Source organism: [Clostridium] fimetarium, assembly GCF_900111235.1.
Classification (GTDB): domain Bacteria; phylum Bacillota; class Clostridia; order Lachnospirales; family Lachnospiraceae; genus Clostridium_N; species Clostridium_N fimetarium.
The window spans coordinates 38,397-51,227 of sequence record NZ_FOJI01000012.1; the positions used below are offsets into that span (position 1 = coordinate 38,397).

General features: G+C 34.5%; 11 protein-coding genes. 9 read left to right on the forward strand and 2 right to left on the reverse strand.

Going from position 1 to position 12,831, the window contains the following annotated elements; translation table 11 throughout:
* The first annotated feature begins 6 nt into the window (after positions 1-6).
* The 4 genes from vanG to BMY18_RS14635 all read left to right on the forward strand — a co-directional run bounded on the left by vanG (position 7) and on the right by BMY18_RS14635 (position 4,748).
* The gene (gene vanG / locus BMY18_RS14620) at positions 7-1,056 is read left to right on the forward strand and encodes a D-alanine--D-serine ligase VanG (RefSeq protein ID WP_092455360.1); all 1,050 of its coding nucleotides are present in this window, start codon (positions 7-9) and stop codon (positions 1,054-1,056) included.
* A complete protein-coding gene (locus BMY18_RS14625; protein ID WP_092455362.1) occupies positions 1,056-1,817 on the forward strand; it encodes a D-alanyl-D-alanine carboxypeptidase family protein in 762 nt (253 codons plus the stop codon). The genes vanG and BMY18_RS14625 overlap by 1 nt, the downstream gene beginning before the upstream one ends.
* Positions 1,814-3,955, forward strand: a complete 2,142-nt coding sequence (gene vanT, locus BMY18_RS14630; RefSeq protein ID WP_092455364.1) for a serine racemase VanT catalytic subunit — start codon at positions 1,814-1,816, stop codon at positions 3,953-3,955. The genes BMY18_RS14625 and vanT overlap by 4 nt, the downstream gene beginning before the upstream one ends.
* A gap of 289 nt (positions 3,956-4,244) precedes the next feature.
* A complete protein-coding gene (locus tag BMY18_RS14635; protein WP_092455366.1) occupies positions 4,245-4,748 on the forward strand; it encodes a metallophosphoesterase in 504 nt (167 codons plus the stop codon).
* A 173-nt stretch (positions 4,749-4,921) separates the two neighbouring features.
* On the opposite strand, the gene BMY18_RS14640 is transcribed toward BMY18_RS14635, so the two are convergent.
* On the reverse strand, positions 4,922-6,001 hold the full coding sequence (locus tag BMY18_RS14640) for a C39 family peptidase (protein ID WP_092455369.1): 1,080 nt from the start codon (positions 5,999-6,001) through the stop codon (positions 4,922-4,924).
* Between the two features lie 243 nt (positions 6,002-6,244).
* On the opposite strand from BMY18_RS14640, the gene BMY18_RS14645 reads away from it, so the two are divergent.
* On the forward strand, positions 6,245-6,664 hold the full coding sequence (locus BMY18_RS14645) for a hypothetical protein (protein ID WP_092455371.1): 420 nt from the start codon (positions 6,245-6,247) through the stop codon (positions 6,662-6,664).
* A 228-nt stretch (positions 6,665-6,892) separates the two neighbouring features.
* On the opposite strand, the gene BMY18_RS14650 is transcribed toward BMY18_RS14645, so the two are convergent.
* Positions 6,893-8,839 carry an acid phosphatase gene (locus BMY18_RS14650; RefSeq protein WP_207647449.1) on the reverse strand — a complete coding sequence of 649 codons (1,947 nt, stop codon included), beginning with the start codon at positions 8,837-8,839 and terminating at the stop codon, positions 6,893-6,895.
* Positions 8,840-9,106: 267 nt separating this feature from the next.
* Between BMY18_RS14650 and BMY18_RS14655 the strand changes: the two genes are divergently transcribed.
* The 4 genes from BMY18_RS14655 to BMY18_RS14670 all read left to right on the forward strand — a co-directional run bounded on the left by BMY18_RS14655 (position 9,107) and on the right by BMY18_RS14670 (position 12,809).
* Entirely contained in the window at positions 9,107-10,183 is a 1,077-nt protein-coding gene (locus tag BMY18_RS14655) for a Gfo/Idh/MocA family protein (protein ID WP_170841422.1), read from the forward strand.
* Positions 10,184-10,317: 134 nt separating this feature from the next.
* Positions 10,318-11,157: an AraC family transcriptional regulator gene (locus BMY18_RS14660; protein ID WP_092455373.1), complete on the forward strand. Its 840-nt coding sequence runs from the start codon at positions 10,318-10,320 to the stop codon at positions 11,155-11,157.
* 41 nt (positions 11,158-11,198) lie between these two features.
* Positions 11,199-11,666, forward strand: coding sequence for a cysteine hydrolase family protein (locus BMY18_RS14665; protein WP_170841423.1), 468 nt, complete (start codon positions 11,199-11,201; stop codon positions 11,664-11,666).
* 426 nt (positions 11,667-12,092) lie between these two features.
* Positions 12,093-12,809, forward strand: a complete 717-nt coding sequence (locus BMY18_RS14670; RefSeq protein ID WP_170841424.1) for a LytR/AlgR family response regulator transcription factor — start codon at positions 12,093-12,095, stop codon at positions 12,807-12,809.
* Positions 12,810-12,831 lie beyond the last annotated feature (22 nt).

The following is a 12,831-nucleotide window of genomic DNA, read 5'->3' on the forward strand; positions in this document are numbered from 1 at the left end:
TAGAAAATGGGAAAAAAACGAATTGCAGTTATATTTGGAGGACTCTCTACAGAATATGCCGTATCTCTGCAGTCAGCTTACGCTGTGTTGATACACTTGAATAAAGAGAAATACGACATAATCCCACTCGGGATTAGTAAAAGTGGAGATTGGTTTCGATATTCTGGTATTTATGAACATATTCAAAGCGATACTTGGCTTGAAGATATAACAAAACTAACGCCAATTGTTGTTTCACAAAATCGTAGTATCAGCGGAATTATTGAACTCAACTCAAATAGAAATAAGGTTATAAAACTTGATGCTGCATTCCCTGTATTACATGGAAAGAACGGTGAGGACGGTACGGTGCAGGGTTTGCTTGAATTGGCAGGCATACCACTAGTTGGGTGTAATACACTTAGTTCAGCACTGTGCATGGATAAAGACAAAGCACATACAATTGTTCATAGTGTGGGAATTCTTGTACCACAGGCGATAGTTATGAAACAACCGATAAACGGCGATATGCTTTCTGACGTAACACAAAAATTAAAATATCCGTTATACGTAAAACCTGTACGGGCCGGATCATCATTGGGAATAACAAAAATAAAAAATAAAGAAGAATTGCCTAGAGCATTGGCAGTTGCTTTTGAACACGATAGCGAAGTTATCATAGAAGAAAATGTTGACGGTTTTGAGGTTGGCTGTGCCGTATTGGGGAACACCGATTTACTGATGGGCAGAATTGATGAAATCGAGCTTACCGATGGTTTCTTTGACTATACAGAAAAATACACCTTAAAAAGTTCAAAAATTCATATACCTGCAAGAATAGATATGCATACCGAGAAAAGGATACAAGAAACCGCATGCACTATTTATAAGGTGCTTGGATGCTCCGGCTTTGCAAGGGTTGATATGTTCTTAACGCCAAGCAATGATATCGTTTTTAACGAAGTAAATACTATTCCTGGCTTTACCACTCACAGCCGTTACCCAAATATGATGAAAGCTATCGATTTGTCCTTTGAAGATGTTTTGGACAGGCTGATCGGACTGTGTGAAGTATAATGACAACCCTTATACTAAATAGGAATGATGTTCATACAGGAAATTTGATTCTTGTAAATGCAAAATATCCGATTAAATCTGAAAGTAATATAGGAATTATTTCAGCGGATGAAAATCACTCGAATATTCTTATGGAACTAGGTGCGAGGACTGCAATGTCCCATATATTGAGTGATATGAATTGCATAGATGAGATAGTACTAGTAAGTGGCTACCGTTCAAACGAAGAGCAGGAACAAATATACGCAAAATCTCTCAGTGAAAGTGGACGAGTATTTACGGAAAAGTATGTCGCACTTCCACAGTGCAGTGAGCATCAAACAGGTTACGCTATCGATCTGGGTTTGAAAAAGGATGTCATTGACTTTATCCGGCCTAATTTCCCTTATGATGGAATCTGTGATAAATTTCGCAAAAGAGCACCTAAATATGGTTTTATTGAACGCTATCAAAGCGGCAAAGAAGCGATTACAGGCATCGCTCACGAACCATGGCATTTTCGTTTTGTTGGTTATCCTCATTCAGAAATTATGACGACAAAAGGACTTTCTTTTGAAGAGTATATTGAAGACATTAAGCAATACCCCTATGATGGGGAACATTTGGAAATAATCCGAGGAAAAAGGACAATAGAAATATTCTATGCTCCAATCCTCCTTTACAAGCAAATAAAACTAAATATGCCGGAGAATTGTCTTTATCAAGTTTCAGGTAATAATGTTGACGGCTTTATCATAACCCTATGGAGGCAAGAGGAATGAATAAAAAAGAAGGATATGCAGGAATAGATTATTTTAGAATGATCGCTGCATTTTTAATTATAGCAATTCATACATCACCATTGGCAACTTACAACAATACTGCTGATTTTATTTTCACACGTATCGTTGCGCGTACAGCTGTTCCGTTTTTCTTTATGACATCGGGATTTTTCATGATTGCAGAATACAATTATAACGCTGATAAGCTAAAGACTTTTATCAAACGAACTTCATATATATATGGTATCTCAATCGCACTCTATATCCCGGTAAATATATATAACGGATATTTCACCGCAGACAACCTACTACCAAATATTTTGAAGGATATTGTATTTGATGGAACGTTCTATCATTTGTGGTATCTTTCTGCGGCTATTATTGGTGCATCCATTGCATGGTTGTTGGTTAAAAAAATAGGCTTGAAATTGGCGCTTATAGCTACTGCTATTATATATATAATTGGACTATTTGGTGACAGTTACTTTGGTTTTTCCTTACAAATCCCGTTCTTAAAAAGCCTATATACCAATCTGTTTGAGGTTTCAGATTATACACGAAACGGCATTTTTTTCGCTCCAATATTCTTTGTACTAGGCGGCACTATTGCAAGTGAAAAATGGCATCTTTCATTGAGAAACAATCTAATAGGATTCATTGTTTCATTTTTTCTTATGCTGACAGAGGGATTGCTTTTACATAAGTGGGGCGTCCAGCGTCATGACAGTATGTATATTATGCTTATTCCGTGTATGCTTTTCCTGTTTAGCGCCCTTACATATCTGCGAGGACGCCGAAGTTCTACATTGAGAAATTTGGCTCTGATAATTTATATTATTCACCCTATGCTGATAATTGTTGTTCGTGGTTTTGCAAAAACAGTTGGGCTGCAAGCTTTATTGATTGATAACAGTTTTGTGCATTATCTTGTGGTTGGAGTATCTTCTGCTGCTGCATCATTTATTCTAGTAGCATTGATGGCACGAATAAAAGTAGAACCAAAGGAAGTTTGCGTATATGATGGTACCGATAGGTCGTGGATTGAAGTGAATTTAGATAATTTGATGCATAACGCAAGGGTATTGCAAGCGGCTATGCCTGAGGATTGTAAGATGATGGCGGTTGTAAAGGCAGAAGGATATGGTCACGGAGCTTTAGCCGTATCAAAATGCCTAAACAAAATAGGGATAACTGCATTTGCGGTTGCAACAATTGATGAAGGTTTAAAACTGCGACAAGGTGGAATTCAAGGTGAAATCTTGATTATGGGATATACAAGTCCAATGAGGGCAAAAGAACTTCATAAATACGAACTTACACAGACATTGCTTGATTATGACTATGCCGTTCTTTTGAACAAGCAGGGTTACATTATCAACACACATATAAAAATTGACACAGGGATGCATCGCCTTGGTTTTAATAAATACGACATTGATAAAATCGCGAAAACTTTCAAAATGAGGTATTTGAAAATATGTGGTATATATACGCATCTATGTGTTTCAGAGAGCCTTGAAATTACGGATGTAGAGTTTACACACACTCAGATATCTGGATTTTATGATTTGCTTGATATTCTTTCAAAACAAGGTATAAAGTTACCCCAAACGCATATTCAAAGTAGCTATGGCCTTTTGAATTATCCAGAGATTGAATGTAACTATGCAAGAATAGGCATTGCTTTATATGGAGTATTCAGCTCCGGAAACGATAAAACAAAATTGCAGCTTGATTTACACCCTGTTTTATCTTTAAAAACACGAATAGTACTTATCCGAGCGATTACAAAGGGAGAAAGCGTTGGATATGACAGAAAATTTATTGCAACCAGAGATAGCCGCATAGCCATATTACCCATTGGATATGCGGATGGACTACCGAGAAACATTTCATGCGGTAATGGTAGTGTTCTTATACACGGCTACCGCGTACCTATTGTCGGGCGAGTTTGTATGGATCAGCTTACCATTGATATAACAGATATTTCTAATACCGAAATAGGTGATATAGTTACCATAATTGGAAAAGACGGACAAGATGAAATATTTGCCACAGAGGTTGCCGAAAATTCAGACAGTATCACAAATGAATTACTATCCAGAATGGGAGGTAGATTGAAATTGGTTAATTATTGATCCTATCAATTTAGCAATTACCATTGCTCACCGCTGAACCGATGCGGCGCAGGCAGCGTTGAACAATAAGTAGTTATTGATAGTTAGATATTCGATTAGAAGTAAATATTTAAAATAGTAGGTAAGAAGTTCCATATCAGCAATTTATTATTTGAAATTGACTGATATGGAACTTTTTATTTGTAATTGCTCAGTAAATAGTGATTTTATGGTTTGATAGATGAATTTGATATATAATAAATATTAGAAATGCTAAGTAAAATAACAAAATTCGAAGGAGAAAAAAATAATGAGCAATATATTTTTTATAGGGGATACGCATTTTGGTCATAAAGAAGTGATCGTATTTGAACGACGACCTTTCAAAGATGTTGAAGAAATGGATAATGAAATGATACGCCGTTGGAATAGTGTTGTGAGCGAAGAGGACACTGTTTTTTTGATAGGTGATTTTTCATTTTATGGTTTTGAAAAGACGAAAGAAATATGCAATTCGTTAGCTGGTAAAAAAATCCTAATTATTGGAAATCATGATTTAGAAACAGAAGCGTATTATAGGGAATGTGGATTTGAAAGTGTTTATGCTTATCCAATTATAATTGAAGAATTTTGGATGATCTCCCATAAGCCATTGTACCTAAATAAGAATATGCCATATGCAAATATATATGGGCATGTTCACGGCAACGAAATATATGTTGATTCATCTAAACATTCTTTCTGTGCATGTGCAGAAAGAATTAATTATACACCGATTTCTTGGGAGAAAATAAAAGAAAAAATGAATTCGTAGGGGGATCTTTATTTAGAGTTTGTTCTATGTATTGAGATTGTTGAGTCTAATACGCCTCAATTTACTTGTTCGCAACGGGAGTACTCGTCTCGGTTGATGATTTAGTGCTATCATCATTTGATGCAGCAGTTGTTTTTTCGGTGCTTTTCTCAGTAGTTGGCTGTGTTGTTGCTTCAGTAGTTGGTTCTATTGCTTTTGGGATAGGCTTTATTACAACAGCTTGACTGTGGCATCTGTTCATATCTTTTTGCCATTGTTTCTAAGTCACGAATCACCATTCCACACATAGGATCTGATATTGTTACGGTTTTGGCATTCAAATCATAACCAATCATAACAACACAATGCTCAGGAGCTGTCCATTGGATAGTCTCTCCGTTGACATCCCACTGCATTGTCATATAAGCTTCACTTAAGTCCATTGTGGACCATAAAACTACTGGGAAGCCAGCTTCAATTTGCTGAAGTAATGTTGAAAAACTACTATTGCTAAAGTTATATGCTTTATGTTGATTTCCCTGTGTTGCCAAATATGAATTAGCAGCTGTAACAATTGGACTAGCATAACAACCAAATGAATAAGGATCTCTTGGGTCTCCTAAGAAATAATCCCAAAAGCTGCCTTCGCCTAGGCTACATTTTGGTAGGTATCTATCAGCCATAGTACATTTGTCAACATTATATTCGAAATAATTTAATACAGTTGTGAGTGAAGTTATTTCGCAGCCAGTTGGTAATTCGGGTAACTGGGACAAGTAAGCAACTGGTAATTGAACGTTTTTAGTTTTGATATTACTGACATTAACAGTTACGTCGACTTCTGGTAAGTATATCTTTTCTGAATCATCAGTTCCCATAATAGCATTATATACAGTTTCTTTGTCATTGTTTTTAACAAAGGATTTTATATCTTCGATTTTTTCTACCTTTGCGATAAGCGCTGCTTGTGTATCTTTTGCCTCTTCCATAGCGGTTTTAGCAAGTTCCGCCGCCTCAGAAGCTGCTTTTTTAGCGGCTGCATATTCAAAAGCAAGTTTTTTGAATTCATCCGGAAGACGTATTGACATTGTTTTATTTTGTGAAACGCCAAGAGTAGTTCCTGAATTATAGTTATTTGAAACATTTAGAATTGAAATACGGTCCTCGCTACGGGGTGTTTGTGATAGAAATATCGCAGCGAAAATCAAAATTATGGATGTGGCTATTATAATACATTTGTTCTTTTTACTAATGTTAGCAATATCTTTTTTCATGATTTTATCCTCTTTTGTTTGTCATTAGATAATAACACATAAGGGAACAAAGTAAAAACAAAAAGTAAAAAATAATTGTAAATTATGGAAGTAAATGGTAATATAAAAACAAGCAATTGGTACTGAAATATAAGTCGTTTATAGGACTAGATCAATTGTTTTCTTATAATTTAATTGTAATTACAAACTAGAAAAGGAGAGATATGATATGATCTTATCGATATATCATATCAAGAAGGAAAAATGAAAATCCAAAGTTACTTTCCACGTTTTTACTCTATTTTTTTATTAGTTATTGCAGTTGTATATAGCCTACTGGCATATATTTTTATTAAAAATGGTCTTTATATAATTATATTTGTATTGTTAATTATTGCAATTTGTTATATTAGTTTTATGAATCTTTATGATGATAAGGTTGTTATTATACAATTTTATCAATCAATAACGATTAAATTTGACTTGATAGAGAAAATTGAAATTGGCTACTATCGAGAAAGCGCTCCTGTAATAATTTTTTATATTAAAAATGGTAAGCAAAAAGAATTCTTTTATAAGCTTTACGCAAAGGAAGCTTCAATTGAATTAATTAAATATGCGTTGAAAAAGAATGATAACATTAAGCTAGATTCAAAGGTGAAAGCATTTATTGACATTTCATGAAAAAATATAAGATAGTTTTATCCAAGTCTATGATTTTTGAAAGCGATGTCAGACTTGCAAAATATGAGGCATGGAAAGATGAATTTTGTGAGTAGGAACAGCAATAAAAACTTATTTAATTAAAATAGCCACTCAAGTCATGTTGAAAATGACTTGAGTGGCTATTTTAGAATAGTATCCGTATGTGCGGTTCGCCTTATTAAATATAGTTTTTAAGTATCGTTATATCTAAATGACTCTCTTTTTATTTATCATAACAATAGCACTGGTAGAAACTGAACCTATGAATAGTAAAACATATAAAGCTAAATTAAATGTATCGCCAGTCTTAGGTGTAGTAATGATTGCTGGATCAACAGTAGCAGCGGCATTAGCAGATACTATTTTAAATGATGTTCCATCAATCGCAACTTTGTAGGAATCTGAAAGACCACTTATTTGAACAGATGAAAATGCTGTACTATTTGTAAGTGTGCCATATGAAATGAAAGCTGTATTAACATCAGGCACGTAGTTATTTACAAAGTTAAGTTTTAATGTTCCACCAAGGGTCGCTTCGCCAGTAATATTAAGTAAATCGTCACTGCTGTCAATGTTAAGTTCAAGTGTACCGTTTTGAGATTGGCTGAAGTTACCTTTGATCGTCAAGCTATCTGGGACATTTTCACTTATTGTACCACCGTTATTTGAAACATTTCCGGTTCCAAATGCTTTACTAGAATCTGCTTCAAGGATACCTTGTGCAAGAACGGTACCGCCGGTATATGTATTATTTCCAGATAAAATTAAGGTTCCTGTTCCTTGTTTTGTAAGGGTTCCGCTACCAGAAATATCGTTTTTCCAGTTATCTGAAGCATTATATCCACCTTTTGAAGCATCCATTGTTACGGTTACGTCATTGTTCATTGCACCGTAACCATTTGCGGCAGCGAAAAGATTTAAACGGCCCCAACCTTCTACATCATCGAGTACTGGATAACCAGAAGCCAAACCTGTTGAATATAAAACCCAACGACGTTGTGTTGCGTCAAGATATGGGAGACGTGTTTCGAGCAATACTTCTGCTCCTTTTGGTACGACCATTGCTTTTGTTGTATCACCGGTCTGTGCAAATCCATAAGTTAAGCGATCTGTGTAATTCTTTAAATTAGTTGCATAGCCACTATATTTATCAACAGAAGTTCCGGTTTGTGTAAGTAATGTGCTTTGTGCTTGTGTGTAGGCTGATTGCTTTAAAGCTGCATTTGCAGGATCATTTAATGCTGAAGCTACAATTGCAGTTGAGGTCATACGTCCGCCTATAACATCAAAACAGGAATGCATACCGGCAATGACTCTGTTATTTCCTAAATCGGATGCTCTTGTAAGCATTTCCTGGAATCGCTGTGGTACTGCATATGCTAAACTAAGTGATGCAAGATAACCAGCATTGGTATGCCCACTTGGGAATCCACCATCACTTGCAGGGGTTGGACTTATGCATGGAACTAGATTTGGAATTACGCTTACAGCTGTATTCCAACGGTATGGACGCATATATTGGTAATATGCTTTTGCTGAAGAGGTTGATGCACTACTATTACGTACCATGTTTACTAATTTTACGATGTTACCAAGTGATGAATTTTCATCAGCCCAGGCACTTGCTGTATCATCATACTTTACAGTTGTAGCATTGGCTGGAATTACATCAGTAACGCTTGTTGTGGCATTGGCACCAGTTATAAAATTATCTGTATAAGAACCAAGTCCTGTGATTATACTGTAATTTTGGTTACGACGGTCATCTAAATATGCTTGTGTTTTTTGTGCTGCGGTACTGTTACTTGTAATTGAAGCTACCTTTTGGATATTTGCATCAAGTACAGAGGTGTTCAGTTTGGTTCCCGTATCCCAAGTAGCGCCAGGGGTCCAAAGATTTAGGAAACCTGAAAGAACACCTATTGATGGGTTTGTTACAGGAGTCTTATTACTTGAAGAATTATTTTTATAAACATCTACATAATAACCATATGCTGCAGATTTAGGGTCTATTGCTGATTGATCCACTCCATTTGCTGCAAAAGCAATACTTACACTTTGACTGCTGATTGCAGTAACTAATAATAAAGCTGCGAATTTTGATTTGTGCTTCATTTTAAAAGCCCCTCCATAATTACATTTCATTAAATTCATTTTTCATCTCTCCTTTTGATTTGAATAATACAAATTCAGTATAATTGAACTATATTTATTTTAAATAAAGGTGAGGTAAAGCTAGCGTAAATTTTCATACGGGCTGAGGCGCTTGAGTAAAATATAGGTAGGGATTTAAGAAAAATGTTTATGAGTGATAAATGGTATGGTATATTAAAAGTGGCTTCAAAATAATGTGATGAAGCTGAATAACACTAGAGATTTGTTGATCTTGCATATTTAATAAAATTGAAAGGAATGGTAGAAATGATAGAAAAGAAAAATTATAATTGGGCAGTTTTAGGATGTGGAGTAATCGCCAATGAATTTGCAGAAGCAATGAAAAAACATAACAATAAAATATATGCGATTGGGAATAGAACACATGAAAAAGCAGTAGCGTATGGAAAAAAGTATGATGTTGAGAAGGTCTATGATGACTACAAAGATATATTTGAGGATGATGAAGTCGATATTATTTATATTACAACGCCTCACAATACACATATTCAATTTTTAAGGGAAGCATTATCAAGAGGAAAACATGTTTTGTGTGAAAAATCAATTACATTAAACAGTGATGAACTAGAAGAAGCAATCACGCTTGCAAATGATAAAAATGTGATATTGGCGGAGGCAATGACTTTATACCATATGCCTTTATATAAGAAACTTGATGAGATTGTAAATGGGGGTGACCTCGGTGATGTGAATGTAATTACCATCAATTTTGGTAGTTATAAAGAGTATGATATGAATAATAGATTTTTCAATCGTAATCTTGCGGGTGGAGCTATGCTGGATATCGGTGTTTATGCGCTTTCATTTGCAAGATGGTTTTTGAAATCAAATCCGAAAAAAATTGTTAGTCAAGTGAAGTATGCATCTACAAAAGTGGATGAACAAGCGACTATCTTAATGATGAATGAAGAGCAACAAATGGTATCGATAGCAATTTCATTACATTCGAAACAGCCGAAAAGAGGTATGATTTCATGTGATAAAGGATATGTGGAAATCATGGAATACCCTCGTGCAATGCAGGCTGTAATTACGTATACTGAAACTGGAGAGAAGGAGATTGTTCAGATTGGGGATATGCAAGACGCATTGTGGTATGAAATTGAAGATATGGAAAAGGCAGTTGCGGAAAAAGCAGTTACAGATAAGGCCGCTATGGACAAAGCAGTTACGGACAAAGAAGTTACAGAAAAAGCGGTTGTAGGAAAGTCAATTACAGATAAGGAAAGTTATATGCATCTAGATTATACAAAAGACGTAATGGAAGTTATGACGCACATAAGGAAAGATTGGGGAATGAACTATCCGGAAGAAATATCATAGTCTGATTGATAGAGGTACATTTATATAAAAAAATAAAATTGTAAGAATGAAGCAAGAATTGTTAAGACTCCCCAAAAGGCATGTGATATTATTATTTTGTAGCTACAATATAATTTTGAAAGGAGAAAAATGATATGAAAAATTTCAGTAAAATAAGTCAAGCACTTCATTATATTGACGACAATTTAGATGACGATCTAAGTTATGAAATTGTTGCTGAAACATTTCATTTTTCGCCATTCTATTTTCATCACATTTTTTCTGCGATAGTAGGCAAGACAATTACGATGTTTATCAGAGAGAGGAGACTTGAAAAAGCTTGTAGAATGCTTAGCAATACGAGTGAACCAATCACTACGATATGTTTTGCATGTGGGTTCAATTCTTCACAGTCTTTTAGTCGTACATTTAAGTCCTATTATGGAATGTCTCCAAATGCTTTCCGGAAGTGTGGATATGTTCCTGACATAGTATCGGTGGAAGAAATGATTAAGAAATTTGCAAATCGTCTAAAAGGAGGAATACTTGTGAGTCCTAATATAGTGAAAAAAGGAAAGATGCTAGTTGCAGGGATTACCGGAAATGGAAATGAAACAGGAAAGTTATGGAGTGAATTTAGTAAGGTAAAAGACAAAATAGATAATAAAGTTTCAGAGAACGGATATGAAATCAGATTATTTGGAGAGGAGATTAATACATGTCATGTTGGTGTTAGCGTAAAAGATGATAACACGAAGGGATTGACATATTTGATGCTACCGACTTCGTTATATGCATCCTTTGATGTATATATTTCTAAAGGGTATACAAGCGAGAATGATGCTATCAATAAATGGCTAACAGATAATAAAGACTATTATGAGCGTAGTCTACTAGATGGGAAATCATATGTTGTAGAATCTTACGATGAACGGTTTAATGAAGGAAATGATGAGTCGATTGTCGAAGTATGGATACCAATTACGAAGAAGTAATTAGCATTCATTTGATTAACATCAATAAGAATGAGGTGCGTATGAGGGCTTTAATTGTGGTGGATATGCAAGAGGATTACATTGGAGAAAATTCCAAGTATCTGTATGAAAGAGAAAAAATAATTACAAACATTAATATGCGTATTGCAGAGTATTATGCGAATAAGGATAGCGTAATTTATATCAAAAATCTTAAAGTCAGAAGGCAAGAAAATTATGTTTCAGAATTTGTTCCTGATCTTAATGTTGTATCTGATGTCGTAATAATTAAGGATAAGTCTAGCTGTTTTAGTAATCCTATTTTGCTGGATTATCTTAAAGAGCATAGCATAAATGATATCGAAGTAGTTGGGATTGATGGAAACTGCTGCGTAAAATCAACGGCATCAGATGCTGTGAAAGCAGGTTATTTTGCTTCTATAAAAGAAAATTGCGTGGGAGTATTAAATAAACAAAGGTTTATCCAGTCGAAAGATAAAATGTTGAAATTAGGAGTATCTATATTATGATTTTCAAACGATTCAGTTTTGCAATTGGATTTTAAGATGCAAAAACTTATAAAAAGCAGTATCATTTATTTTTTAGAAATGATACTGCTTTTTATTACATAAACGTCAGAGAATTTGCGGGAAATATTTGAATATAAGTATGAAAGAATTGCGCACGCAACTATGTAAATTAATTATTAAGTTGACATTAAGATGTAATGGTAAAACAACTATTGAAAATAGGAGTGGTTATGAAGGAAAAGAAATGTATAGCGGCAATATATTGGTAATGTTTAGGGAAAATATTAATAGTATAAATCGACATATAGTGATATAATTTTGCTGAAATATAAAAAATAAATTCAAAATAAATCTTAAAGAATGTTAAACAATTAAACGTGTAAATAATAAAAATAGTTCTTATCATTAGATATGAGGGGAATACGTATGATAAAAATAGCGATTTGTGACGACGACGCAATCATAAGTGAACAATTACAAAAGATGATATATTCGATGGAAGAGTTCCTTCATGAGGAGTTTCATGTCGATATATTTATAGGTGGAATGAAGCTTTATGAAGAACTGAAAAAAGGAACAGAATTTCATGCTATATTTTTGGATATAGAGATGCCGGATATGGATGGAATAGACGTTGGGCGCAAAATAAGAGAAGAATTTCATGATGAAATTACGCAAATTATATATATTTCATCTCAAAGCAGTTATGCAATGCAACTATTTAAGGTAAGACCAATGGACTTCCTGATTAAGCCGCTAGATGAATTGCAAGTAAAGGCGGTTGTTACAAAGGCCTATAATCTTATAAAAACTGGAAATGAGATTTTTCCTTTCGTGGTTGGTAGAGAGACAATTAGAAAACCAATCTCAAAAATATTATATTTTCAGAGCCGCGCTCGGAAGGTTATTATGTATACAACGGATGAGACCTATGAGTTCTATTGTAATCTTGGCGATATATATGAACAGCTAAAGGCTAATAAGTTTTTCTTCATACATAAGTCATATCTGGTTAACTATAATCATATTTCTCGGCTCGGCTACGAAGCTTTGGTGATGACAGATGGCACTCAATTGGAGATAAGCCAGTCCAAAAGAAAAGAAGTTCGTGAATTGCATGCCGAATTTGAGAGGCGAGTGTAGTATTCATAATGTATTACAATCT